Source organism: Actinomycetospora sp. C-140 (genome assembly GCF_054796175.1).
This window is the reverse complement of sequence record NZ_JBTWNF010000006.1, coordinates 80,966-106,229: the sequence shown is the minus strand read 5'-3', so window position 1 is coordinate 106,229 and position 25,264 is coordinate 80,966. Positions and strand designations below refer to the sequence as shown.

General features: G+C 75.0%; 23 protein-coding genes and 1 tRNA gene. 16 read left to right on the top strand and 8 right to left on the bottom strand.

Annotated elements, in window-relative coordinates; all coding sequences use genetic code 11:
• Positions 1–16 precede the first annotated feature (16 nt).
• The 5 genes from rph (at position 17) to ACR9E3_RS12170 (ending at position 2,965) form a co-directional block, all read left to right on the top strand.
• A complete protein-coding gene (gene rph / locus ACR9E3_RS12190; protein ID WP_460380551.1) occupies positions 17–760 on the top strand; it encodes a ribonuclease PH in 744 nt (247 codons plus the stop codon).
• Positions 760–1,389, top strand: coding sequence for an RdgB/HAM1 family non-canonical purine NTP pyrophosphatase (rdgB, locus tag ACR9E3_RS12185; protein WP_460380550.1), 630 nt, complete (start codon positions 760–762; stop codon positions 1,387–1,389). Before rph ends, rdgB begins: the two co-directional genes overlap by 1 nt.
• Positions 1,386–1,970, top strand: a complete 585-nt coding sequence (locus ACR9E3_RS12180) for a class I SAM-dependent methyltransferase (RefSeq protein WP_460380549.1) — start codon at positions 1,386–1,388, stop codon at positions 1,968–1,970. Before rdgB ends, ACR9E3_RS12180 begins: the two co-directional genes overlap by 4 nt.
• Complete coding sequence (locus ACR9E3_RS12175) at positions 1,967–2,797, top strand: alpha/beta fold hydrolase (protein ID WP_460380548.1); 831 nt, start codon at positions 1,967–1,969, stop codon at positions 2,795–2,797. The genes ACR9E3_RS12180 and ACR9E3_RS12175 overlap by 4 nt, the downstream gene beginning before the upstream one ends.
• Positions 2,798–2,891: 94 nt before the next feature.
• Positions 2,892–2,965: transfer RNA gene (locus tag ACR9E3_RS12170), tRNA-Leu, on the top strand.
• 4 nt (positions 2,966–2,969) lie between these two features.
• Here ACR9E3_RS12170 and bcp read toward each other — a convergent pair.
• Positions 2,970–3,443 (bottom strand): thioredoxin-dependent thiol peroxidase, encoded by a 474-nt coding sequence (bcp, locus tag ACR9E3_RS12165; RefSeq protein ID WP_460380547.1) that lies wholly within the window; start codon positions 3,441–3,443, stop codon positions 2,970–2,972.
• A gap of 85 nt (positions 3,444–3,528) precedes the next feature.
• Between bcp and ACR9E3_RS12160 the strand changes: the two genes are divergently transcribed.
• The 3 genes from ACR9E3_RS12160 (at position 3,529) to ACR9E3_RS12150 (ending at position 5,964) form a co-directional block, all read left to right on the top strand.
• Complete coding sequence (locus ACR9E3_RS12160; protein WP_285655286.1) at positions 3,529–3,750, top strand: DUF3618 domain-containing protein; 222 nt, start codon at positions 3,529–3,531, stop codon at positions 3,748–3,750.
• An 82-nt stretch (positions 3,751–3,832) separates the two neighbouring features.
• Positions 3,833–5,554, top strand: a complete 1,722-nt coding sequence (locus ACR9E3_RS12155) for an AMP-binding protein (RefSeq protein ID WP_460380546.1) — start codon at positions 3,833–3,835, stop codon at positions 5,552–5,554.
• On the top strand, positions 5,551–5,964 hold the full coding sequence (locus tag ACR9E3_RS12150) for an acyl-CoA thioesterase (protein WP_460380545.1): 414 nt from the start codon (positions 5,551–5,553) through the stop codon (positions 5,962–5,964). The genes ACR9E3_RS12155 and ACR9E3_RS12150 overlap by 4 nt, the downstream gene beginning before the upstream one ends.
• A gap of 55 nt (positions 5,965–6,019) precedes the next feature.
• On the opposite strand, the gene speD is transcribed toward ACR9E3_RS12150, so the two are convergent.
• Together speD and ACR9E3_RS12140 are read right to left on the bottom strand one after the other, a co-directional pair.
• Positions 6,020–7,279, bottom strand: a complete 1,260-nt coding sequence (speD, locus tag ACR9E3_RS12145) for an adenosylmethionine decarboxylase (RefSeq protein WP_460380544.1) — start codon at positions 7,277–7,279, stop codon at positions 6,020–6,022.
• Complete coding sequence (locus ACR9E3_RS12140; protein ID WP_460380543.1) at positions 7,276–8,430, bottom strand: type III PLP-dependent enzyme; 1,155 nt, start codon at positions 8,428–8,430, stop codon at positions 7,276–7,278. The genes speD and ACR9E3_RS12140 overlap by 4 nt, the downstream gene beginning before the upstream one ends.
• 221 nt (positions 8,431–8,651) lie before the next feature.
• Here ACR9E3_RS12140 and ACR9E3_RS12135 point away from each other — a divergent pair, with 221 nt between their 5' ends.
• Entirely contained in the window at positions 8,652–10,673 is a 2,022-nt protein-coding gene (locus ACR9E3_RS12135) for a hypothetical protein (RefSeq protein ID WP_460380542.1), read from the top strand.
• A 34-nt stretch (positions 10,674–10,707) separates the two neighbouring features.
• Entirely contained in the window at positions 10,708–11,136 is a 429-nt protein-coding gene (locus ACR9E3_RS12130) for a pyridoxamine 5'-phosphate oxidase family protein (RefSeq protein ID WP_460380541.1), read from the top strand.
• Here ACR9E3_RS12130 and ACR9E3_RS12125 read toward each other — a convergent pair.
• A complete protein-coding gene (locus tag ACR9E3_RS12125; protein WP_460380540.1) occupies positions 11,133–12,050 on the bottom strand; it encodes a TIGR03854 family LLM class F420-dependent oxidoreductase in 918 nt (305 codons plus the stop codon). The genes ACR9E3_RS12130 and ACR9E3_RS12125 overlap by 4 nt on opposite strands.
• Positions 12,050–12,757 carry a type 1 glutamine amidotransferase gene (locus ACR9E3_RS12120; protein ID WP_460380539.1) on the bottom strand — a complete coding sequence of 236 codons (708 nt, stop codon included), beginning with the start codon at positions 12,755–12,757 and terminating at the stop codon, positions 12,050–12,052. The genes ACR9E3_RS12125 and ACR9E3_RS12120 overlap by 1 nt, the downstream gene beginning before the upstream one ends.
• Before the next feature lie 80 nt (positions 12,758–12,837).
• Here ACR9E3_RS12120 and ACR9E3_RS12115 point away from each other — a divergent pair, with 80 nt between their 5' ends.
• Both ACR9E3_RS12115 and ACR9E3_RS12110 read left to right on the top strand, forming a co-directional pair.
• A complete protein-coding gene (locus ACR9E3_RS12115; RefSeq protein ID WP_460380538.1) occupies positions 12,838–13,284 on the top strand; it encodes an HIT family protein in 447 nt (148 codons plus the stop codon).
• A 220-nt stretch (positions 13,285–13,504) separates the two neighbouring features.
• Positions 13,505–13,804, top strand: coding sequence for a hypothetical protein (locus tag ACR9E3_RS12110; protein WP_460380537.1), 300 nt, complete (start codon positions 13,505–13,507; stop codon positions 13,802–13,804).
• Positions 13,805–13,813: 9 nt separating this feature from the next.
• Here ACR9E3_RS12110 and ACR9E3_RS12105 read toward each other — a convergent pair whose 3' ends face one another.
• A complete protein-coding gene (locus ACR9E3_RS12105) occupies positions 13,814–14,842 on the bottom strand; it encodes a tryptophan--tRNA ligase (protein ID WP_460380536.1) in 1,029 nt (342 codons plus the stop codon).
• Between the two features lie 70 nt (positions 14,843–14,912).
• On the opposite strand from ACR9E3_RS12105, the gene ACR9E3_RS12100 reads away from it, so the two are divergent.
• From ACR9E3_RS12100 to ACR9E3_RS12085, 4 genes are all read left to right on the top strand, one after another.
• Positions 14,913–17,015, top strand: coding sequence for a prolyl oligopeptidase family serine peptidase (locus ACR9E3_RS12100; protein ID WP_460380535.1), 2,103 nt, complete (start codon positions 14,913–14,915; stop codon positions 17,013–17,015).
• A 200-nt stretch (positions 17,016–17,215) separates the two neighbouring features.
• A complete protein-coding gene (locus ACR9E3_RS12095) occupies positions 17,216–20,737 on the top strand; it encodes a GH12 family glycosyl hydrolase domain-containing protein (RefSeq protein ID WP_460380534.1) in 3,522 nt (1,173 codons plus the stop codon).
• Between the two features lie 82 nt (positions 20,738–20,819).
• Complete coding sequence (locus ACR9E3_RS12090; RefSeq protein ID WP_460380533.1) at positions 20,820–22,481, top strand: acetolactate synthase large subunit; 1,662 nt, start codon at positions 20,820–20,822, stop codon at positions 22,479–22,481.
• Between the two features lie 102 nt (positions 22,482–22,583).
• Positions 22,584–23,339, top strand: coding sequence for an ANTAR domain-containing protein (locus ACR9E3_RS12085; RefSeq protein WP_460380532.1), 756 nt, complete (start codon positions 22,584–22,586; stop codon positions 23,337–23,339).
• Positions 23,340–23,344: 5 nt separating this feature from the next.
• Here ACR9E3_RS12085 and ACR9E3_RS12080 read toward each other — a convergent pair whose 3' ends face one another.
• Complete coding sequence (locus tag ACR9E3_RS12080) at positions 23,345–24,586, bottom strand: cytochrome P450 (protein WP_460380531.1); 1,242 nt, start codon at positions 24,584–24,586, stop codon at positions 23,345–23,347.
• Positions 24,583–25,146: a PadR family transcriptional regulator gene (locus ACR9E3_RS12075; protein ID WP_460380530.1), complete on the bottom strand. Its 564-nt coding sequence runs from the start codon at positions 25,144–25,146 to the stop codon at positions 24,583–24,585. The genes ACR9E3_RS12080 and ACR9E3_RS12075 overlap by 4 nt, the downstream gene beginning before the upstream one ends.
• Positions 25,147–25,264: the final 118 nt, after the last annotated feature.

Genomic DNA, 25,264 nt, shown 5'->3' with positions numbered 1-25,264 from the left:
CCTAGGGTGGTCGCCCGTGGCACGCAGCGACGGCAGGGCGGACGACGAGCTCCGCGAGGTCAGCATCACCCGCGGGTTCCAGCAGCACCCGGCGGGATCGGTGCTGGTCTCGTTCGGGCAGACGACGGTGCTGTGCGCGGCCAGCGTCACCGAGGGCGTCCCGCGCTGGCGCCAGGGCAGCGGGCTCGGCTGGCTCACCGCGGAGTACGCGATGCTGCCGTCGGCGACCCACACGCGCAGCGACCGCGAGTCGGTCAAGGGTCGGGTCGGCGGCCGCACCCACGAGATCAGCAGGCTGGTCGGACGCTCCCTGCGCGCGGCGATCGACCTGCGCGCGCTCGGCGAGAACACCATCCAGCTCGACTGCGACGTCCTGCAGGCCGACGGCGGCACGCGGACCGCGGCGATCACCGGTGCGTACGTGGCGCTCGCCGACGCCGTGACCTGGCTGCGCGCCCACAAGCGCCTCGCCGACCCGCAGCCGCTGTCCTGCTCGATCGCCGCGGTGTCGGTGGGCGTCGTCGACGGCCGCGTCCGGCTCGACCTGCCCTACGAGGAGGACTCGCGCGCCGAGGTCGACATGAACGTCGTCGCCACCGACACCGGCACGCTCGTCGAGGTCCAGGGCACCGGCGAGGGCGCCACCTACACGCGCGCGACGCTCGACGCGATGCTGGACTCGGCGCTGGCCGGGTGCGCGTCGCTCACCGAGCTCCAGGCCGCCGCGCTCGCCGAGCCCTACCCCGGGGAGCTGTCCTGATGGTCGAGCTCCGCTCCGCTGCGTCTCCGCCCGTGAAGATCTTGTTGGCCACCAGGAACGACGCCAAGCTCGCCGAGCTGCGCCGGCTGACCGGCGGCCTCGAGGTGCTCGGCCTCGGCGACGTCCCCGAGTTCCCCGAGGCCCCCGAGACCGGCGCGACGTTCGAGGAGAACGCCCTGGCCAAGGCGCGCGACGCCGCCGCGGCGACCGGGCTCGTGGCCGTCGCCGACGACTCCGGCCTCGCCGTCGACGCGCTGAACGGCATGCCGGGGGTGCTGTCCGCCCGCTGGTCGGGCCGCGGCGGGTCCCGCGTCGAGCGCGACCACGCCAACCTCGCCCTCGTGCTCGACCAGATGGCCGACGTCCCCGAGGACCGCCGGGGCGCCGCGTTCGTCTGCGCCGCGGCCGCCGCACACCCCGACGGCCGCGAGATCGTCCTCGTCGAGCGCTGGCCCGGCAGCCTCATCCGGCTGCCGCGTGGCACCAACGGCTTCGGCTACGACCCCGCCTTCGTCCCGGAGGGCGAGTCGCGCACGTCGGCGGAGATGGCTCCGGAGGAGAAGGACGCGGTCTCGCATCGGTCGAAGGCCCTCCGCGCGCTGATCCCGAGGCTCTCCGAGGTGTCGTGACCGACCAGTACTTCTCCGAGCAGCCGACCTCGCCGTCCGACCCGGTCCCGTTCCGGCTCGAGGTCGGCGGCGTCGCGCTGGACCTCACCACCGACTCCGGCGTCTTCTCGCGGGGGCGGCTGGACAAGGGCACGCGGGTGCTGCTCGCGAACGCCCCCGAGCCGGCCGGGACCGGTGACCTGCTCGACCTCGGCTGCGGCTACGGACCCATCGCCCTGTGGCTCGCGGTGCAGCGTCCGTCGTCGACGGTGTGGGCTGTCGACGTCAACGACCGCGCGCTGGACCTGGTGCGGGCCAACGCCGCGGCCGCGAAGGTGCCCAACGTGCGCGCCTGCCGGCCCGACGAGGTGCCGGCGGACCACCGCTTCGCGGAGATGTGGTCGAACCCGCCGATCCGCTCGGGCAAGGCCGCGCTGCACGAGCTGCTGCTGCGGTGGCTGCCGCGCGTCGACGGGGCGTCGTACCTGGTCGTCAGCAAGAACCTCGGCTCGGACTCGCTGGCCCGCTGGCTCGGCGAGCAGGGCCACCCGGCGACGCGGCTGTCGTCGCACGCGGGATTCCGGGTACTCGGCATCACGTGATCGCGTACGCGCACGAGGGCAACGGGGTCCCGGTGATCTGCCTGCACGGCTGGCCCGGGGCCGCCTCGGACTACCGCGCCCTGCTCCCGCTGCTCGAGCGCGATGCCCAGGTCGTGGTGCCCGATCTGCTCGGCTTCGGGGCCTCGTTCCGGGCCGACGACGTCGACCGGCCGCCGTTCGACTTCGGCCGCGACGCCCAGGGCGCCGCGGTGCTCGAGCTGATGGACCACCTGGGCTTCGACGACGCGATCCTCGTCGGCTACGACGTCGGGTCGACGACGGCGTCGCACCTGGCGCGGACGTCCCCTGAGCGTGTCCGGGCGCTCGTGCTCGGCAACGCGATCCACCCCGGGTCGGCGCGGGCCGCGCTCGACGACGACCACCGCGCCGAGTTCTGGTACCAGGACTTCCACCAGCTGGCGCTCGCGGCCGACCTCGTGGACGGGTCGGCGGACGCGGTGCGGACCTATCTCGCCCACTTCTGGTCGCACTGGGGGCACCGGGGGATCGCCGCCGTGACCGACGAGCTGGTGGCGGCCTACGCCCGGCCGGGGGCGTTCACGACCTCGCTGAACTGGTACCGCTCCGGGTCGGCGACCCTGGCCATCGCACTCGCCGCCCGCGGACAGGGGCCGGTGCCGCCGGTGACCGTGCCGACCTCGGTGCTCTGGGGCGACCGCGACCCGCTCTTCCCGCCCCGGTTGGCCGAGGGGCTCGCGGAGGCGTTCACCGACCTCCGCGGCGTCGCGCACCTGGAGGACGTCGGGCACTTCGTGCCCCTGGAAGCGGCGAACGAGGTCGCGGCGGCGGTCCGGGCGTTCCTGTAGAGCTGGAGCGATCATGGTTGCCCTGCTCGCGCCCTCGACGACAGGCCTCGTATCGTCGAGGCAGCCACCGCGCGGATGTTCGTCCGAACGGCGGGCCGGCGTAGCCCAAAGGCAGGAGGCACGCGGTTTAGGTCCGCGCCAGTGCGGGTTCGAATCCCGCCGCCGGCACCCCCTACAGCTTCAGATCGCGCAGGAGACGGCCCACGTGACCGGTGGCCTTCACCCCGTACTGCGCCTCCTCGATCTTCCCGTCGGCGTCGAGGAGGAAGGTCGAGCGGATGACGCCGGTCGTGGTCTTGCCGTACATCGTCTTCTCGCCCCAGGCGCCCCACGCCTGCATGACGGACTTGTCCGGGTCGGAGAGGAGCTGGAAGGTCAGCTCCTCCTTGTCGCGGAACTTCGCGAGCTTCTCCGGCTTGTCCGGGGAGATGCCGAGCACGGTGACGTCGGCATCGTTGAAGGTCGCCAGGTTGTCCCGGAAGTCGCACGCCTCCTTGGTGCAGCCCGGGGTCATGGCGGCGGGGTAGAAGTAGACGAGGACGCGGTGCCCACGGAGGTCCGCGAGCGACACCGTCTCGCCCCGATCGGAGGTCAACGAGAAGTCGGGCGCGGGTTGACCGGGGGCCAGGCGGGTATCGGCGGTCACGGGCGGGCAGGATAGCCGCCGACCACACGCCGGTCGCCTCCGCAGTGAGGGACCGTCCGGGCGACCGACGGGAAGGGGAGGTGCCGTGGCACGCGACACGGACGCCATCGAGAAGGAGATCACGCAGGCGCGCGAGGCGTTGGCCGGCGCCCTCGACGAGCTGTCGGAGCGGGCGAACCCGCAGCGGCTCTCCGAGCAGGGCAAGGAGATGGCCGCGCAGAAGTGGGCCGACCCGAAGATCAAGTACGCCGTCTACGCCGCCGGCGCGCTCGTGGGGCTCCTCATCCTGCGCAAGCTGATCAAGTAGCGGGGCGCTTCGTCTCCCTGACGCCGTGGCCGAGGTGGTAGAACCGCCTCGGCCACCGGCGTCTCAGGGAGGGATCCTCTTCGTGTCCGAGCTCAGCAAGGCGGCGACCGAGTTCCGCCGGGCGCGGGATCTGCTGCTGGAGCGGCGCGAGGACCTCGACGCCGCCCTCCGCGACTTCACGTGGCCGCGGCTCGACGAGTTCAACTGGGCCCTCGAGCACTTCGACGCCATCGGCACCGACCCGGGCACGGCCCAGCGCCCGGCGCTGTGGATCGTCGAGGAGGACGGCAGCGAGGCGAAGTTCTCGTTCGCCGACATGCGCGAGCGCTCCAACCGCGTCGCGAACTGGCTGCGCGCCCAGGGGGTGCGGCGCGGCGACCGGATCATCCTCATGCTCGCCAACCAGGTCGAGCTGTGGGAGACGATCCTCGCCGCGATGAAGCTCGGCGCGATCCTCATCCCGTCGACGCCGATGCTCGGGCCCGCCGACCTGCGCGACCGCATCGACCGCGGCAACGCGAAGCACGTCGTCGTCCGTGACGCCGACGTCGACAAGTTCGACGACGTGCCCGGCGACTACACGAAGATCGCCGTCGGGGACCGCATCACCGAGCCCTGGCTGGACTTCGCCGCCGCCTACGACGCGCCCGCGGAGTTCACCCCGGACGCGCCGACCCGGGGCGACGAGACGCTGCTGCTCTACTTCACCAGCGGCACGACGTCGAAGCCGAAGCTCGTCGAGCACACGCACACGAGCTACCCCGTCGGGCACCTCTCGACGATGTACTGGATCGGCCTGCAGCCCGGCGACGTGCACCTCAACGTCGCCTCGCCCGGCTGGGCCAAGCACGCGTGGTCGAACGTCTTCGCGCCGTGGGTCGCCGAGGCGACGATCTTCATATACAACTACACGAAGTTCGACGCCGACAAGCTGCTCGACGTCATCGTCGAGAAGGGCGTGAGCACCTTCTGCGCGCCGCCGACGGTGTGGCGCATGCTCATCCAGGCCGACCTCACCCGCGTGCAGGTGCCGGTGCGCGAGCTCGTCGGGGCCGGCGAGCCGCTGAACCCCGAGGTCATCGAGCAGGTCCGGGCGGCGTGGGGCATGACGATCCGCGACGGCTTCGGGCAGACCGAGTCGACGCTGCAGATCGGCAACCCGCCCGGGCAGCCGGTGAAGGACGGCTCGATGGGCCGCCCGCTGCCGGGCTACCCGATCGTGCTGGTCGACCCGGTGTCGGGCGAGCGGGCCGACGAGGGCGAGATCTGCATCGACCTCGCCGACCGACCCGTGGGTCTGATGGTCGGCTACAAGGACGACGACGAGCGCAACGACGAGGTCTTCGCCGGCGGCGTGTACCACACGGGTGACGTGGGATCCCGCGACGCGGACGGCTACATCACCTACGTCGGCCGCTCCGACGACGTGTTCAAGGCGTCGGACTACCGGATCAGCCCGTTCGAGCTGGAGAGCGTGCTCATCGAGCACGATGCCGTCGCGGAGGCCGCGGTCGTCCCGTCGCCCGACCCGCTGCGCCTGGCCGTGCCGAAGGCCTACGTCGTGCTCTCGGCCCGGTACGAGGCCAACCGGGACACGGCGCTGGCGATCCTGCGGCACGCCCGCGAGAACCTGCCGGCCTACAAGCGCGTGCGGCGCCTCGAGTTCTACGAGCTGCCCAAGACGATCTCCGGGAAGATCCGCCGGGTCGAGCTGCGCGGCCGCGAGACCGAGCTGCGCCCGACCGCGGACACGCAGCCCGAGGGCGAGTTCCGGGACGAGGACTTCCCGGAGCTCCGTCAGTGACGTACAGCTTCCCCGTCGTCCCGCGCTACGCCGAGATCGACCAGCAGGGTGTCGTGTTCAACGGGCACTACCTGACGTGGTTCGACGAGGCCTTCACCGGCTTCCTCGAGCACGTCGGGCTGGCGTACCCGGACCTCATCGCGTCCGGTGTCGACGTCATGGTCGTGCACTCCGAGCTCGACTACGGCGGGTCGGTGCGCTGGCGTGACGACGCGCGGGTCGAGGTGTCCTGCGAGAGGCAGGGCACGACGAGCTTCACGCTCGCGTTCGCGGTCTACCGCTCCGCCGACGAGGTCGCCGTCACGGGCCGCAACGTCTACGTCGTCGTGGTCCAGGACCCGGAGACGAAAGCCTGGTCCAAGGCCCCGGGCATCCCCGAGAAGCTCGCCGCGGCCTTGTCCGCGTCGTAGAGCATCCCCGGCCCACGTCGGCCTGGAGCTGCGGCGTCCCCGGGCCGACGGTGCCTCAGGACGACGCGGCGCGGAGCGCGAACGGCAGGATCGCGCCGCGGCGCAGGGCGTCGGCGTCGATCGACGTCAGCTCCGGGAAGCGGTCGAGGCGCGAGATCGCGAGGGAGACGGGGTCGTCGACGGGGTCGGGGCGGCCCGTGAGGTAGGCCCACTCGTGCTCGTCGGAGCAGTACGGCAGCACCGTCGCGAAGACGTCGTCGAACCGGCCGGTCATCCGCGCGAGCGTGTCGTGGCGCCAGAGCGTCGGACAGCCGGCCTGGGAGCAGACGACGCCGCCGGGCGCGAGGACGTCGGCGCACCGGCGCAGGAACTCCGCGCCGTAGAGACGGGCGTGCTGGGCGGGATCGGTGATCTCGACGGGCTCGTCGGGCAGGTCGACGATCACGACGTCCCAGCGGTCGCCGCGCGCCGCGGCGTCGGCGAGGAACTGCCAGCCGTCCCCGTAGTGCATCCGCACCGTGCCGTCGCCGCGCTCGGCCGCGGCCAGCTCCTCGGGCGTGTAGCCGTAGGGCAGCAGCTCGGCACAGCGCCGGACGCACTCGGTGTCGATGTCGACGTGGTCGACGCGGCTCGCGCCGGCGGCGACCGCGAGCTGGGAGACGACGCCCTCGGAGGACCCGACGACGAGCACGGAGCGCAGCTCGTCGGCCAGCAGCATCGCGGGCACGGCGAGCGCCTCGTGATAGACGAGCTGGCTGTCCTCGGTGGACTGGCGCTCGCCGTCGCAGAAGAGCGACACGCCCTGGGCGGTCCGCGCCACCATCATGTCCTGCCACGCGGTGCGACCCCGCCAGATCACCTCGTCGAGCCGCCAGCGGCGACGCATCCCCGCGGCCAGGGGCTCGTCGACCTCGCGACCACCCGCCCCCGGCGCGAGGCCGGCGCCGCGCGCCACCACCTGCGCGCGCACCTCGGTCGCCCCCAGCTCGCGGCCCAGGGCGTCGACGACGTGCTCGGGGTCGGCCTGCGTGCCGCAGGTGAACACGTCCACGAACGCCGCGGCCGCCTCGGGATAGGCGTGCACGGAGGCGTGCGACTCCGCCAGCAGCGCCATGACGGTCGTGCCCTGCGGCTCGAAGCGGTGGGCGACGACGTCGAGCACCGTCGCGCCGCCGGCGTCGAGCGCGCGGCGCAGGGCGTCCGCGACGCCCTGCTCGTCGGCGAGGGTGACGGCGTCGACGCCCCGGAGCTCGGCGAGCACGTGGCGGCCGGCGAACGTCGCGGGATCGGTCGTGGACGGGGCGCTGAGGGTCAACTCCCACCTTCCTTCGTGCTGTCGTGGACGTACGTGGGCAGGGGCGGCAGGCCGTTGAAGCCCACCGAGGCGTAGCTCGAGGTGTAGGCGCCGGCGCCGAGGAACTCGACGACGTCACCGGGAGCGAGGTCGAGCGGCAGGCGGACGTCCGCGTGGCGGTAGAGGACGTCGTCGCCGTCGCACGTCGGCCCGGCCAGGACGACCGGGCCGGTCGCCCCGGGGTGCCCGGGTGTCCGGAGCCGGTACACGATCATCTCGGCCTCGGTCTCCGCGAGGCCCTGGTAGCGGCCGACGTCGAGGTACACCCAGCGCCGCCCGCCGCGCTCGGCGACGAGCACGACCTCCGCCCGCAGGACACCGGCGTCGGCGACGAGCGCGCGCCCGGGCTCGGCCACGAGGCGGGGGCGCCACCACTCCGCGTGCCGGGCGAGGGCCGTGCGGATCGCCGCGCCGCAGGCCTCGAGGTCGGGTGCGGGCCCGTCGGCGTGGGTGGTGGGGAAGCCGCCGCCCAGGTTGAGCTCGGTCGGGGCGTGCTCGCCGAGCCGGGCGGCGACGCGGGCGGCGGCGTCGATCGCCCGGGCCCACGCCGCCGGGTCCCGCTGCTGGGAGCCGACGTGGAAGCCGACGCCGGCCGCGGTGAGCCCGCCGGCGCGGGCGCGTTCCAGCAGCGCCACGGCCTCGTCCTCGGTCGCCCCGAACTTGCCCGCGAACGGTGTCGCGGCGCCGTCGTCGCCGACCGCGAGCCGCACCCCGACCCGGGCGCCGGGCGCCTCGCGGGCGAGGAGGTCGACGTCGGCCGGCGCGTCCGTGGTGAAGCGGGTGACGCCGGCCGCGCGGGCGGCGCGCACGTCGGCGGCCTTCTTCACCGGGTTGCCCCACGACAGCGCGCCCGGCGCCGCTCCGGCGAGCAGGCAGAGGTCGAGCTCGCCGACGCTGGCGAGGTCGAACGACGCGCCCTCGGTGGCGAGGAGGGCGAGCACCTCGGGGTGCGGGTTGGCCTTCACCGCGTAGCAGAGCTCGACGCCGGGCAGGGCGATGCGCATCGCGCGACAGGCGTCGCGCACACGGGCGAGATCCAGATCGAGGTGCGGGGTCGCCCGGTCGCCGGTCGACGGGCGCGCGGCAGCACGCAGCCCGGGCTCCACACCCACGTGCTCCATGGTGCCCGCGGAAATCTCCCCTTCAACCTCGAAACGGCTGACCGGGGACACACCGGCGGCGTACCGTCGTGGATCTCCGCGGCCGAGGGGGCCGAGGACCGCTGTCGGGGGCGGGCTGGTTCGAAGGGGGTCGAATGCCGTCCACCTCGTCCCGAGGCTGGAACCCGGCACCGCGTCCGCGACCGTGGCCGTTCCGGACGCCGCGCAACATCGTGATCACCGGCCTGTTCACCGTGGCGCTCGTCGCCGCGATGGTCGGTGTCGGCAGCGCGGTCGTGCCGGGACCTCGGGACGACGCCACGGGCCTCACGGGCTCGACCACCGACGCGCCGACCACCTCGGCCGACGTCGACGGTTCCTCCGACGGCGAGTTCGGCTCCGGCGTCCCCTCCGGCGAGACCTCCACCCCCTCCGTCGACGCCCCCGACACCGCGCAGGCCCTCCCCGACGGCGCCCTCCCCGACGACGTGGCCCCGCCGCTGACGCCCATCCCGCTGCCCGGCTCCCGCCCGCTCGACACCCCGCGGGCCGCGCCGGGGGAGCCGTCGTACCCGGGCGGCGAGCAGCCGGTGACCCCGCCCCCGGGGTTCGACCAGCTGACACCCGACCTCCTCCCGGTGCCGCTGCCCGGTGCCGGCAGCTCACCCGGCCCCACCGCGGCGCCGGACACCGGCGGCGCGGGGCCCACGCAGCCGCCGCGGACGGGGCCGCGGGCGACCGATGACGACCCCGGCCCGGTGCTGGACCTGCCGTTGCTGCCCGACCCCACGCGCGATGAGCCCACCGGCTCCCGTGAGGGCCGCGGTGGTGGGAACGGTGGTGGGAACGGTGGTGGGAACGGTGGTGGGAACGGTGGTGGGAACGGTGGTGGGAACGGCGCCGGCAGTGGCCGCGACGGTGACGGCGGCGGTGGCGGCGGTGCCGGCGACGACGACCGCGGTGGGGGCCTCCTGCCCGACCTCGCCGACGCGCTGCCCGGGAACGGCGGTGGGAACGGCGGCGGGAACGGCGGCGGGAACGGAGGCGGGAACGGCGGTGGGAACGGAGGCGGGAACGGCGGCGGGGATCGCGAGGAGCGCGGTGGCGGGAACGACCGCCGCGGCGAGCCGTCCCCCGCGGACACCCCCGCGCGTACCCCTGCCGAGACCCCGGCCGACACCACGGCCGACACCCCGGCGGACACCCCGGCGCAGCGCCGCCCGGGTGGCGGCGGCACGCCGGCGGGAGGGGTCACGACCACCGGCGGTGCACCGACGCTGGAGCTGCCCACCGGCTCCGCGGGCCCGGCGTCGACGCCCGAGGGCTGGCCGACCTACGGCGAGCCCGGCCAGGGCGGCGGGACCGGGAGCGGCTCGGCCGAGCGCTCGGTGCCCGTGTCCACCCCGGAGGGCTGGCCCCTGCCCAGCGACGCCACGAGCGTCCCCGGCAGCGGCGGCGAGGACGGCGGCGCGGCGGGCCGGACCGGTGGCGCGGACGACCAGCCCGCCCAGGGCCCGGTCACGACCACCGACCCGTCCACGGGCGTCACGACCACCCGCGACCCGGCCGCCGGCACCACCACGACGGTCGACCCGACCACCGGGGCATCGCTGACCACGCGGTCCGAGCCGGAGGCCCGCAGCCGCACCGGCTCACCGGGCACGACGGCGTCCGGGTCGGACGACGGCGACACCGGGTCGGCCGACCCGACCACGACCGCCGGGCGCGGCGAGGAGTCCGGAGACACCGGCGACTCCGGGGACTCCGGGGACGCCACGTCGACCTCGGCCCGCGCCGGGTCGGCCTCCGCCTCGGCGGGCAACGGGTCGGCCACCGCGTCGGCGGGGGGCGCCACCGCGACGGCCGGGGGCGACCGGACCGGCACCTCCAGCCGCTCGCGCACCACCTCCGAGTCGTCCTCCGAGTCGTCCTCCGACTCGTCGTCCGACCCGAGCGTCCGCCCGACGGCCTCCGACGAGACGAGCAGCGACGACACGGGGTCCGATGACACCGGGTCCGCCGACGCGGCGAGCGACGACGCGAGCAGCGACGACGCGTCCTCCACCGGCGGCCCGACCTCGCGGCGCACCGTGGCCACCGGCGAGAGCGACTCGGGCAGCAGCAGCGACGACTCCGGCGACGCCACCAGCGCCGCCCGGGTCGAGCCGCAGATGGTGATCCCGACGACGTCGCCGATGGACCCGCGGTTCTGGGCGTGGCTCACCGGCACGGTCACGCGCACGCCGACCGGGTGATCGGGGCCGGCCCACCGGACGGCACCATCGGGCGGTGCCCACGACGCCGACCGTCACCCCGGCCGACCTGCGCGCGCGGGGCGAGGAGTTCGCGCAGTTCTGGACCGAGCGCCACCTCTGCACGATCACCACGCTGCGCCGGGACGGGTCGCCGCACCTCGTGCCCGTGAACGCCGTGCTCGATCTCGACACCGCGATCGTGCGCGTCCTCACCTCGGGCCACAGCGCGAAGGCGCGCCACGTGCGGGCCGCGGGGGAGGGCGGCGCCCGCGTGGCGGTGAACCAGGTCGAGCGCCGGCGCTGGTCGACCCTCGAGGGTCTGGCCGTGGTGCGTGACGACCCGGCGGTGGTGGCCGACGCCGAGGCGCGCTACGCCCGCCGCTACCAGCCCCCGCGCGTGAACCCCGCCCGCGTCATCCTGGAGATCGCGCTGACGCGCGTGCTCGGCAGCCGCGGACTCTAGGTCTCGAGCGGGACCAGGTGCTCGGCGAGCTCGTCGAGGAACCCCGGCCACGACGGCGGCGCGACGGCGGGGCGCACCACGAACTTGGTGATGCCCTCGTCGACGAACCGCTGCACCTGCCGGCGCGCGTGGTCCCACTCGTCGGCGAGGAGATCGGCGGGATCGAGCTCGGGACGGCGGTGGGCCGACGCCGCCCGCGCCCGGTCGACGTCCTCCGGCGAGCTGCCCGGCGGCACGACGAGCAGGTTGGTGCCGTAGTGGTCCTCCTCGACCTCCCGGTCGGCGCGGGCGGCCGCCGCGGCGATGGCCGCGCGGGCGGCGCCGGCCTCGGCCGGGGTGACGAACGAGGCGAGCCACCCGTCACCGAGACGCCCGACGCGGTCCAGCGCCGCCGGCACGAGACCCCCGAGCCACAGGTCGAGCGGGCGGGCGGGGCGCGGCTCCACGACGGCGTCGTCGAGGGTGAGGAACTCGCCGTGGAACGTCACCGACTCCTCGGTGAGCAGCCGCCGCACGACGGTCAGGGCCTCCTCGAACACCGCGGCGCGCGGGCCGGGCACGGGGTACGCGGTGCGTTCGGCCGCCGTCGCCGGGCGCAGCCCGAACACCGGGAGGATCCGGCGCGGGGCGAGCGCGGCCAGCGACGACAGCTGGGCGGCGACCACGGCGGGGTTGCGGCCGGGCAGGACGATGACGCCGCTGCCGACCTTGAGCGCGCTCGTGCGACCCACGGCCCAGCCCATCGCCACGAGCGGCTCGACGGCCGGGGCGGCCATGCGGTCGGGGAACCAGACCGAGTCGATGCCGCGCTGCTCGCAGCCGTCGACCAGCTCGAGGGTCGCGGCGGCCGGGTCGTGGCGCGAGGGTCCGGCGCCGATCCCGATGCGGACCTTCATCTCCGGCGGAGACGTCATCACCGCACCATGACATCGCGGGTGAGGCCCGCCCGCTCGGCGAACGCGTCGAACAGCACCCAGCTGGCCGCCCGGGACTCCTCGGCGCGCGCGGCGGTCTCCTCGCGCAGCGCGTCCTGGTCGACACCCAGCTCGGGCAGGCGCGCCTCGAGCGGCGTGCCGGCCCAGCGCGCCATCCAGGTCCCGAGCTCGGCCGGCGTGATCTCGGGGTGGAACTGCACGCCGACGTGCGGCCCGGTCCGGAACGCCTGCGTGCACCGCTGCGAGACGGCCAGCACCTCGGCCTCCGGCGGCGCGGTGAAGGTGTCGAAGTGGAACTCCATCCACGGACCGGGCGCGACGACGTCCGGGGCGTGCGTGGTGATACCCCGCCAGCCGTTCTCGTGCCGGCCGTCCGCGGGGTGCGCGGTACCGCCGAGCACGCGGGCCAGCAGCTGGCCGCCGAAGCAGATGCCGAGCACCGGGACACCGGCGGCGATCGCGGCCCGCAGGTAGGCGATCTCGTCGGCGAGCCACGGCACCGCGTCGTCCCAGGCCCCCTGCACCGACCCCAGCACCGCGATCGCGTCGATCGTCGCGGGATCGGGCAGCGGCTCGCCGGCCACGCCCGGCACGACCTCGATCCCGCGGTCGGCGGCCCAGCCCGGCAGCGTGCCCGCGGCCACGACCACGCTCTCGGCGGGGGGCTCGTGCCCGATCACCAGCATCCTCGGCGCTCCCATGATCGGTGCAACGCACGGACCGGGCCGATGCGTCCCGGTCCGTGGCACCTGCCACGCTCCGGCGCATGAGTCCGCGGCCGAGCAAGCCCTGTGCCTTCTGCGCGATCGTCGCCGGCGAGGCGTCGGCGGACGTCGTGCACAGCGACGGGTCCACGGTGGCGTTCCTCGACAAGACCCCGGTGTTCCACGGGCACGTGCTGCTGGTGCCGCGCACGCACGTCCAGACCCTCGCCGACCTGCCGGGCGACCAGCTGCCGCACTTCACGGCGCTGGCGCAACGCCTGGAGCGCGCGGTCGAGGCCGCGATGGACGCCACGGGGTCGCTGATCCTCGTCAACAACGTCGTCAGTCAGTCCGTGCCGCACCTGCACCTGCACGTGATCCCGCGGCGTCCCAAGGACGGTCTGCGATTCTTCCTCGGGCCCCGCCACCCGTACGGCTCCTCGGACGAGTCGGCCGCCGTCGCGCGGAGTATCGCGGCGGCGCTGGACGCCGACCGGTCAGCTGGTTGAGCGCAGCGGTCGAGAGCGCGACGAGGGGGCCGTCTCGGTCGACGAACGGGCGACGTCGACCGTGAACGGTCCGTGACGGACGTCCGACGGTCGGATCGTCGGCATCCGATCGAGTGAGGCCCTACCCGCCGGTCGGCTCGGGATGTCATCCTCAGCGAGAACGCACGCGGTGGTCCGTCGAGCACGCTGGGTCACCTCGCTTCCCCGTCGACGTTCGGAGGTGCTCGTGCCGGTCCTCATGTGGGTCGCCGTCCTGGTGGTCGGCTGGTGCGTCGCCTCCGTCGGCACCGCGCTGGCGCTGGGCACGTGGCTGCGTCGCCGCGCCGAGGCGACCGACCCCGAGGGCGCGCTGCGACCGCTCGACACCGGACCGCTGCGGCTCTGGCTCGGCGACCTGCCCGAGGTCCCGGCCACTCCCGAGGAGATGGGCCGCCGCGGCGGCTGGGACGGGCTCGTCGCCGGTCTGCCCGCTCCGCGCCCCCACACGGAGAGTGCCGACCGCACGACGGCGATCGGCTGACGGGCCTCGCTACGCCTCGACCCCGACCGCGCGGCGCACCCCGCGCAGCGTCCGGGTCGCCTGCTCGCGGGCGATCTCCCCGCCGCGGGCGAGGATCGCGTCGAGCTCGCTGCCCGGGGCGACGAGCTCCGCGTAGCGCTCCCGCAGGGGGCCCAGCGTCTGCTCGAGCACCTCGGCGAGCTGGTTCTTGAGGTCGCCCCAGCCCACGCCGCCAGCCTCGAGGCGCTTGCGGGTGTCGGCCAGCACGTCGGGCTCGGCGAACTGCGCGAGGATCTGGAACACCGCCGACGAGTCCGGGTCCTTCGGCGCCTCGACCGGCGTGGAGTCGGTCGGGATGCGCCGCACCAGCTTCTTGAGCTGGGGCGCGGGCAGGAAGAGCGGGATGTAGTTGTCGTAGGACTTGCTCATCTTGCGGCCGTCGAGCCCGGGCAGCGTGTGACCCGTCGTCTCGGGGGGCACGACCGCCTCGGGGATCCGCAGGCGGTAGCCCTCGCCGTACCGGTGGTTGAAGCTGCCCGCCACGTCGGCGGCGATCTCGACGTGCTGGAGCTGGTCGCGTCCCACCGGCACGAGGTCCGACTCCATGATCAGGATGTCGGCCGCCATGAGCACGGGGTACTCGTAGAGCCCCATGTTGATCCCGGCGTCCGGGTCGTCCCCGGCCTCGACGTTGCGGTCGCGGGCCGCCTTGTAGGCGTGCGCCCGGTTCATCAGTCCCTTGCCGGTGACGCAGGAGAGGATCCAGGTCAGCTCGAACGTCTCGGGGACGTCGGACTGCTTGTAGAACACCGTGCGCTCGGGATCGAGACCCGCGGCGATCCACGTCGCGGCGACCGACCGGGTCCACGCGGCGATGTCGCCGGCGGCGGGCGTCCCCGTCAGGGCGTGGTGGTCGGCGATGAAGTACCGGGAGTCGAAGTCCGCGGTGCGCGCGAGCTCGAGGGCCGGCCGGATCGCGCCGACGTAGTTGCCCAGATGCGGCTCCCCGCTGGGCTTGATCCCGGTCAGGGCGATCTTGTGCCGTTCCGTCTCCGCCACGCCGCGAGCCTATCGGGCGCGGGCGACCGGGTTCGGGCCTCGGCGCGCCGCGGAGGGCAGACTGCGGGCCGTGCCCGTCGACCCCACCGCAAGCTTCCCGCGCCGCCAGGCCGCGACGCGCCGGTTCACGCTCGGGGCGCCCCGCAGGCCCACGGTCTCGCCCGACGGCGGGCGGGTGGTGCTGCTGCGCAGCCGGGGCGGCGACGACCCGGTGACGTGCCTGTGGTTGCTCGACGTCGCGAGCGGTGAGGAGCACCTGCTCGTCGATCCCCGCGAGCTCGACGTCCCCGGCGAGGAGGACCTCCCGCCCGAGGAGCGGGCCCGCCGCGAGCGGGTGCGGGAGCAGTCGGGCGGCGTCGTGGAGTACGCCCTCGACGCCGCCGCGCGCCTGGCCGTCTTCGTGCTCTCGGGCCGGGCGTTCACCGTCGAGCTCGCCCCCGGTGCGCGCCCCGAGCCGCTGCCCGTCGACGGGCCGGTGGTCGACCCGCGCCCCGACCCGACCGGCGCCCGCGTCGCCTTCGTGCGCGGCGGCGCGCTGCACGTGCACGAGCGCTCCACCGGCACCACCCACGTCCTCGCCGCGCCGGAGGAGGGCGACGCACCGGGTGTCACGTGGGGGCTCGCGGAGTTCGTGGCCGCCGAGGAGATGAACCGCTACCGAGGGTTCTGGTGGTCGCCCGACGGGTCGCAGCTGGCCGTCGCGCGCGTCGACGACGCGCCGGTGACGCGCTGGTGGATCGCGGACCCCGCGCACCCGGAGCGCCGGCCGACCGAGATGCCCTACCCGGCCGCGGGCACGCCCAACGCCGCGGTGTCGCTGCACCTGGTCGACCTCGACGGCACCCGCACGCCGGTCGAGCTGCCGGCGGGCACCGAGTACCTCGCCGACGTCACCTGGGACACCCACGACCTGCTCGCCACCGTCTCCACCCGCGACCAGCGACGCATCGACCTGCTGAGCGTCGACCCCGACACCGGGGCCGTCGACCCCGTCGTCGGCGAGGTCGACGACGCCTGGGTCGACCTGGTGCCCGGGGTGCCCGCGCACCTGCCCGACGGCGCCCTCGTGCGCTGCGCCGACCGGGACGACACGCGCCGGCTCCTGGTCGACGGCGAGCCCGTCACCCCGCCGGGTCTGCAGGTGCGCGGCGTCGCGGACGTCGACGGCGCGACCGTCCTCTTCACGGCCTCGGAGCGGCCCGAGGACGTCACGGTGTGGACGTGGTCCCGCGACGACGGCGCGCGGCGGGTCGGGCCGCAGTACGGCGTCTGGTCGGGGCGCCGGGCGGGCGGGACCACCGTGCTCGCGGGTGGCGACCTCGACACCGACGGCACCCGCACCGAGATCCTCCGCGCCGACGGCGGCACGGTCGCGGTGGTGTCGAACGCGCTGTCCCCGGACCTCGAGCCCGCGGTCCGCCGCGTCGCGACCGGGCCGGGCGGGCCCTCGGTGGCCGTGCTGCTGCCCCGGGGCCACGTCCCGGGCTCGCGGACGCTGCCCGTGCTGCTCGACCCGTACGGCGGGCCGCACTCGCAACGCGTCCTGGCGGCCCGGGGCGCGTTCCTGACCAGCCAGTGGTTCGCCGACCAGGGTTTCGCGGTCGTGGTCGCCGACGGGCGCGGGACGCCCGGCCGCGGCTCGGCCTACGAGCGGGCCGTGCGCGGCGACGTCGCCGGCCCGGTGCTCGACGACCAGGTCACGGCGCTGCACGCCGCCGCCGAACAGGTCGGGGACCTCGACCTCGACCGCGTCGGCATCCGCGGCTGGTCGTTCGGCGGGTACCTCGCCGCCCTCGCGGTGCTGCGCAGGCCCGACGTCTTCCACGCGGCGGTCGCGGGGGCGCCGGTGACCGACTGGCGCCTCTACGACACCCACTACACCGAGCGCTACCTTGGTCACCCCGACGAGGAGCCGGACGCCTACGCGCGGACCTCCCTGCTCGCCGACCCGGGCACGGCCGCGCCCGTGCGACCGTTGATGCTGATCCACGGGCTCGCCGACGACAACGTCGTCGCGGCGCACACGCTGCAGCTCTCGTCGTCGCTCCTCGCGGCGGGCCACCCCCACACCGTCCTGCCGCTCTCCGGCGTCACGCACATGACGCCGCAGGAGGTCGTGGCCGAGAACCTCCTCCTGCTCCAGGTCGAGTTCCTGCACGACGCCCTCGGCTAGGTCCGGCCGGAGCAGCGATCCGCTTTGCGATCGCGAACTCTTGTCCGGATTCCGCGAAACGGCACCCACGGCCCGCCGCGGTCGCCGACGCTGACCGGGCGAGGGCGAGCCGCGCCGTGCCGGATCGGGGTCGATCGGGACAGCCGCGGTCCCCGCCCCGTCCCGGCCGTGCGGCCGGGCGCGCCGGCGGAGGGCGAGGGATGCGGCGGTCATCGTCCGGCGGCGACGCGTGGGCGGCGACGGATCGCCGACGGTCCTCCGGCCCGCGCCGGCCCTGGGGCGCGCTCGCCGCGGGCGCCGCCCTGCTGACGTCCCTCGTGGTCGGCGCGGCCGGAGCGGTGAGCACGGGCGTGGTCGACCTCGCCGCCCCGACGGCGCCGGTGGAGTGCCGCGACGTCACCCTCTTCGCGGTCAACGGCGGCGGCGCGGCGGGCGGCGACACCCTCGCGGCGATCACCGACCCGCTGGTGCAGCGCGTCGGCCCGCGGCTCGCCGTGGTGGCGGTCCCGGGGCCCGAGGCCGGCGCGTCCTACTCCGCGGGCGAGCAGCAGGCCGTCACGGCGCTGGGCGACCAGGTCGCCGCGCAGGTCGCGGCGTGCCCGGACAGCCGGATCATGCTGTTCGGCTACTCCCAGGGCGCGCACGTCGCCGGCGACCTCGCCGGTCGGGTCGGCAACGGCCAGGAGGCCCGGGTGCCCGCCGACCGCGTCGTCGCGGTCGGGCTCTTCGGCGACCCCGCCCGCGACGCGACCGCGCGCACCGTCCCCGACGGCGTGACGGGTCAGGGCGTGCTCCCGGCGCGGCCGGGCGGCTTCGGCACGCTGCGGGCGCGCACGATCGAGATCTGCGCGCCGCAGGACCCGGTGTGCGCCACGCCGGCCGGGTCGGCCGCGCCGCCGCTCGAGCAGGCCGTCGCGGCGCCTGCCCACATCGACTACCCGCAGCTCGAGCTGGCCCCGAGCACCCCGGCGACCCGCTGGGCATCGGACTCTCTGGGTCGCCTCATCACATCCCTCCCGGCGTCCGGTGCCGCCCAGCCGGGGGCCGCGGCGTCGAGCACGGCGCCGGGCGGCGCGGGCCCGACCGGCGCTCCCGGGGCCACGACGACCCCCGGCGCGGGTGGCCTGCCCGGCGCCGGCACCGCGGCGCCCGGCACGACGGCACCGGGGACGACGGCACCGGGGACGACGGCACCGGGGACGACGGCACCGGGGACGACGGCGCCGGGGACGACGGCACCCGGGACGACGGCACCCGGGACGACGGCACCCGGGACGACGGCGCCGGGAGGCGGTGCCGCGGCGGACGACGGCGGGGCCTACTCCGACGACGCGGGCACCACGGGCGGCGCGGGTGCGGGAGGCGCCACGGCGACGACCTCGCCGGGTGCCGGCGGTGCCGGCACGGGTGGGGCCGGGGGCGGGTACGACACGGGCACCGGAGGGGACACGGGAGGCGCGACGGCGACGACGTCGCCGGGTGCCGGCGGCGCCGGCACGGGTGGGGCCGGGGGCGGGTACGACACGGGCTCGGGTGGCGCCGGTGACGGATCGGGCGGCGCGGCGGCGACGACAGCACCGGCGACGACGGCACCGGGCTCCGGCGGGGCGGCGACCCCCACGACGGCGCCCGACGCCGGCGGGTCCGCGGGGTCCACGGGTTCCACGGGGGGCACGGGGAGGGCGACCGAGTCGTCCCCGCGCCCGACCACGCCGCCCGGTGAGGCGCCGGCCACGGGCCGCGGCGGCAGCGGGGGGTCGGGCAGTGGGGGATCGGGCAGTGGGGGATCGGGCAGTGGGGGAACGGGCAGTGGGGGAACGGGCAGCGGGGGATCGGGCAGCGGGGGATCGGGCGGCGGCTCCGCCGGCAGCACGACCCGCAGCACCACCGGCTCGACGACGGCGCCCCGCGCGACGCCCACGGGTGACGCCGACGCCTCCGATCAGGGTGACGTCACGGGTCAGGGCGGCGGCTCGGGGCGGGACGGCGGATCGGCCGGCTCGGCGGGCGGCGAGGGGTCCGGCGGGAACGCCGGCGGCTCCGGCAGCTCCGGGAGCGCGGGGAGCGCAGGTCAGGCCACGGACGCGCTGTGGTCGCTCACGTCCGGACTCGCGGGCTTCCAGGACTCCAACGGCGGCAACGTCGAGGACGGCGGGCAGAACCCCGAGGAGGTCGAGAGCCCGAACGTGTCCGGCCGCCGGGTGGTCAAGCTCGAGGTGCCCCAGGGCGCCAAGCGCTCGGAGGTCCGCCCCGAGGAGGCCCAGGACATCCGCGCCGGTCAGCGCCTGTTCTTCGGCTACAGCGCGTTCCTGCCGGCCGACTTCCCCGTCGACACGAACTCCTGGCAGGTCGTCTGGCAGCTCCACGACGGCGGGACGAACACGTCGCCGCCCGTGGCGCTGGAGATCGTCGAGGGGCACCTGTGGCTCGCCAACGTCGGCGACCGCGTGCGCGACCTCGGCCCGGTGCAGGCCGGCCGGAACCTCGCCGTGCAGCTCGACATCCGCTTCGAGGTCGGCGGCGGGTCCGTCTCGGTGTACCGCGAGGGCCAGCAGGTGCTGGCCGACTTCCGGCCACCCCGCGGCACGATGATCGACGACTTCGACTACCTGAAGACCGGCGTCTACCGCGACCCGGGCGGCGACGCCCGCCCCGCGAGCCTCTTCCTCAACGACCTCAAGATCGGCGAGAGCCTCGCGTCCGTGTCCGGGCTCGCCGGGGCGAGCGGGACGGCCACCGAGGAGGGCGACGGGGCGAGCGCCGCCGGTCCGGGCGAGGGCTCCGGCCGCGCCGCGGGGGGCGGCGGCACCGACGCGTCCAACACCGGCGCGGGGACGGGCACGAGCAGCCGCACCCGGACGCCGAGTGCCACCGCCCGCCCGGCGAGCACGACGACGACGAGCACCGGAGACGACACCGGAGACGACACCGGAGACGACACCGGAGGCGGCACCGGAGGCGGCACCGGAGGCGGCACCGGAGGCGGCACCGGAGGCGGCACCGGAGGCGGCACCACCAGCCCCGTCCAGGCCGTCGGTGGGCCGATCTGCGAGAAGTTCGGCTCGACCGCGGTGGCGGGCGGGCGGCTGCTCGTCCAGAACAACGAGTGGGGTGCCGACGACGGGCAGTGCATCCAGCCCAGCGGCACGGGGTTCGGCATCTCGTCCGGCGACCACGACCGGCCCGACGGCCCCGCCGCGTACCCGTCGGTGATGGCCGGCTGCTGGATGCGGACCTGCACCGAGGGCACGACGCTCCCCGCCCGGATCGACGGGCTCGGCGCCATCACGTCGAGCATCGCCGCGACGACGACGCCGACCGGGCGCTACAACCTCGCCTACGACATCTGGGCCGACCCGACCCCGCGCCGCGACGGCCAGAACACCGGCACCGAGCTGATGATCTGGCTGAAGGAGAACGGCGGCATCGCCCCGATCGGGCAGCAGGAGGGCACGGCGACGATCGGGGGGACGACCTGGGACGTGTGGCGCGGCGACAACGGCGGCGTGAACGTGATCTCGTACGTGCGCCGGGGGTACGTCGACGCAGCGCGGGACCTGCCGATCACCGAGTTCGTGCAGGACGCCGTGCGGCAGGGCGCCGCGCGGCCGGAGTGGTTCCTCACCAACGTCCAGGCGGGGTTCGAGCCCTGGCAGGGCGGGCCGGGTCTCGCGATCCGTGAGTTCTCGGTCACCGAGCAGGGCACCGGGCAGGCGCCCTGACCGAGGGTGTGTGCCGGACCCGTCACCTGGGCATCAGACGGTGGTCCGACGTGCGCCGACCTCCGGGAGTGGGACCGAAAACATGAGGGCCAGCGACCTGTTCCTGCGTTGTCTCGAGGCCGAGGGCGTCGAGTACGTCTTCGGGGTCCCCGGCGAGGAGAACGCCGACCTCCTCATGTCCATGCGCGAGTCCTCGGTGCGCTTCGTGCCCACCCACCACGAGGCCGGCGCCGCGTTCATGGCCGACGTCTACGGGCGGCTCACCGGCCATCCCGGGGTGTGCCTGTCGACGCTGGGCCCGGGGGCGGCGAACCTCGTCACCGGCGTGGCCAACGCGAACATGGACAACTCCCCGGTCGTGGCGATCACCGGGCAGGGCGCGACGACGCGGCTGCACAAGGAGTCGCACCAGGCGATGAACGTGGTCAACATGTTCTCGCCGATCACCAAGTGGACGACCTCGCTGCGTGACGAGACCACGATCCCCGAGGTCCTGCGCAAGGCGTTCAAGCTGGCGGGGGCCGAGAAGCCGGGCGCGACGCACGTCGAGCTGCCCGAGGACATCGCCAAGCACGAGGTCGACGCCGCGCCGATCGTGCCGCCGGAGAAGGTGCGCCGCCCGGTGCCCGACGACAAGTCGATCGGTGCCGCGCTCGACCTCATCGCGCGCGCCGAGCGCCCGGTGCTGCTGGTCGGCCAGGGCTGCGTCCGCACCCGCGTGAGCCGTCAGCTGCAGCGGTTCGTCGAGTCGACCGGCATCTACGCGGGCATGACGTTCATGGGCAAGGGCGCGCTGTCCGACCGCCACGAGCGCAGCCTCTACGCCGTGGGCCTCGGGTCGCGCGACTACGTCACCGAGGTGTTCGAGGCCGCCGACCTGGTCATCGCCGTCGGCTACGACATGGTCGAGTGGCCGCCGGCACGCTGGAACATCGGGCGCACCAAGCGGCTCCTGCACATCGACTTCGACCCCGCCGAGGTCGACGACGCCTACCGCCCGACGGTGGAGATCGTCGGCGACGTCGCCGCGACGCTCTGGGCGATCAACGAGGGGCTCACCGAGGAGCACCGCTACCCCGACATCCACCTGCACCACCGGGTGCGCGAGTCGCTCACCGAGGAGATCACCGAGGCCGGCGCGGGTGCCGAGGCCGAGACCGGCGACTTCCCGATGAAGCCCCAGCGCATCCTGGCCGAGCTGCGCGCCGAGATGGACGACGAGGACATCTTGATCTCGGACGTCGGTGCCCACAAGATGTGGGTCGCGCGGCACTATCCGACGTACTCGCCGAACTCCTGCATCATCTCCAACGGCTTCTGCTCGATGGGGATCGCGGTGCCGGGCGGGGTGTCGGCGGCCCTGGTGGAGCCCGACCGCCGCGTGGTGGCGCTCTCCGGCGACGGCGGCTTCATGATGAACATGGCCGAGCTCGCCACGGCCACGCGGCTCGGCGTCGCGCCGGTCAACGTCGTCTGGGAGGACAACGACTACGGGCTGATCTCCTGGAAGCAGGAGGTGGAGTTCGGGCACCACTTCGGCACCGAGTTCACGACGCCCGACCTCGTCGCCGTGTCCCAGGGCCTCGGCTGCCACGCCCGGCGCATCGAGTCGGCCGACGAGTTCCGGCCCGCGCTCAAGGAGGCGTTCGACCGCCGCGACAAGCCCTCGGTGATCGTCGTGCCCGTCGACTACCGGGAGAACGTCAAGCTCACCAAGCGCCTCGGTCAGCTGATCGCCCGGTGACCTCGGTCGCCTGACGCCCACCTGGTCCGCGCGGGCCTTGCGGCGTCACGGATACTTTCCCGGCCGGTTCGTTCCCCCGCTCGCCCGTGAAGGTGTCCCACGATGACCCTCGACCGCACGTCGGAGCCCGACGAGATCGACCGCGGTCTCGCCGACGCGTTCGTCGACCTGGCCGACGCGCTGTTCAACGCCCCCCTCGAGGGGGGCGTCGTCGCCGTCGTGGAGCGGGTGATGGACGCGGCGCACCGGGTGGTGCCCGGGGCCGACATCGTCTCGGTGGTGCTGCGCGGTCCCGACGGCAGGCTCGACACGGTGGCATCCAGCCACCCCACCGCCCAGCTGGCCGACGCCCTGCAGGACGAGGTGGGCGAGGGCCCCAGCCACACGGCGATGCACAGCACGGGTGTCGGCGCCTCGATGGACCACATGCTCGGCCCGGACGCCCCGTGGCCGGCGTTCGGCGTGCGGGCCTCGGAGGACCTGCAGCTCGGCGCCGTGCTCTCGACCGGCATGTTCCCCGGCGGCGCACCGCCGCGCTTCGGCGCGCTGAACTTCTACTCGTGGACGGCCGAGGGCCTCGACGCCGCCGACCGCGACCACGCGCTCGTGCTCGCCGCGCACGCCGCCATCGCGATCGCCGCCGTCCAGGGCCGCACGGCCGCCGAGCTGCGCGAGTCCCAGCTGCGCGAGGCGCTGCAGAGCCGCGACGTCATCGGGCAGGCCAAGGGCGTGCTGATGGAACGCCGCGGGCTCAGCGCCGACGAGGCCTTCGACGTGCTCCGTCGCACGTCGCAGGACCTCAACGTCAAGCTCCGCGAGGTCGCCGAGACCCTGGTGACGCGCCGCGAGGAGCTCTAGGCGCGTCAGCCCACCCGCACCGGCAGGCGGTCCAGGCCGCCGGTGAGGCGCTCGGTGTGCAGGGTGAGCGACTCGGGGTCGACGGCCAGGCGCAGCCCGGGCAGGCGGGTGAACAGCGTCGTCAGGCCGACGCGCAGCTCGGTGCGGGCGAGGCTCGCGCCGATGCAGAAGTGCGGCCCGTGCCCGAACGACAGGTGCGGGTTGGGGGAGCGGTCCGGGTCGAAGGCGTCGGCCGACCCGAACGCCCCGGTGTCGCGGTTGGCGGCGCTGGTGACGATCATGACGGCGTCGCCGCGCGGGATGGTCACCGCCTCGTCCCCCTCGCCGACGGTGACGTCCTCGTGGGCGTAGCGCAGCAGCCCCATGCCGCCGGGCTCCGCGAGCCGCAGCACCTCCTCGACCACGGCGTCGACGGTGCCCGCGGGGTCGGCGACGAACCGGTCGCGCACGTCGGGGTTCACGAGCAGCAGCACGACACCGAGCGAGAGCCGGTTGACCGTCGTCTCGTGCCCGGCGAACAGCAGCCCCGCGGACAGCTCGGCGACGCGGGTGTCGGTCAGGCGCGGGTCGTGCTCCTGGGCGGCGACGAGGTCGGAGATGACGTCCTCGCCCGGCTCGGCGCGCTTGGCCTCGGCGAGCCCGGCGGTGTAGCGCTCGAACTCGGCGCGGGCGACCCGCGGGTCGTCCCCGGTCAGGGTGGCCATGCGCTCGGAGAGCCCCTTGAAGTAGGCGCGGTCCTCCACCGGCACCCCGAGCAGCTCGCAGATGACGAAGATCGGCAGCGGGACGGAGAAAGCGGCGTGCAGGTCGACGGCGCCGTCCCGGGACGGCTGCAGGTCGTCGACGAGGCCCTCGGCGAGCTCGGCGACGCGGTCGTGCAGCCGCCGCATGCGCTTCGCCGAGAACGCCGGCGTCAGCAGCTTGCGCATCGCGGAGTGGTCGGCGTCCTCGTGCTCGTGGTCCCCGCTCGGCCCGGCCATCACCCCGGCGTCGGAGACGCGGGCGGCCTGGTCGGGCTGCGGGTGCGAGCGGCCGAGGCGCCGGTCGGCGAACAGCGCCTTGGCCTCCTCGTAGCGCGTCGCGAGCCACGCCACGTCGCCGGCGGGCGTGCGCACCCGCGTCACCGGCCCGGCCTCGCGCAGCCGCGCGTAGAGCGGGGAGATCGTCAGGACGCCCTCGCGGGGGAACGGCAGCTGCGGCAGGTCCGGCGCGTCGTCGTGGGCGGTCGAGGTGGCGATGGTCGTCACGGCTTCTCCTCGGTGGTGTCGGCGACGGTGGTGGGCTCGTCGGCCCGCAGCGCGAGACGGTCGAGCCAGGACTGCTCCTCGCGGATCCGGCGCAGGACCTCGTCGAGCACGAGCGCGGCCCAGGGATCCCCGGGCGCGTCGGGCCCCGCGGAGCCGGCGGCCTCGGCGAGCCCCGCGAGCCGGGCACGGCGCTCGGCCAGCACGTGGCGCCGGGCGTCGAGCACGCCGTGGCGCTCGGCCGGGGTGAGCCGCGCGAAGCCGGCGAGACGCGCCAGGAACTCGGCCTCGTCACCCGCGAGCTCCTCGGGCAGGTCGGCGAGCTGGTCGTGCAGCAGCTCCCGGCCCACGTCGGTCAGCGTGTAGACGTGCCGCGGGGGCCGGCCCTCCTGCGGCTCCAGCGTGCGCGTCACCGCGCCGGCCTCGCCGAAGCGGCGCAGGGCGGGGTAGAGCGAGTTGTTGTGCAGCTTGATCCCGGTGGCGGCCTCGACCCGACGGCGCAGCTCGTAGCCGTGCGACGGCCGGGCCGCGAGCTGGCTCAGCAACAGGACGTCCACCCACACATAGGTCAGCGTGACCTAGGTCAGCGTGATGCGCCACTCGACGTGAGCCTGTCGACACCAGGGGTGACGGGCCGAGGGGCGGGTAGCCCCCGACGATCAACGCTTCAACCATCAGGAG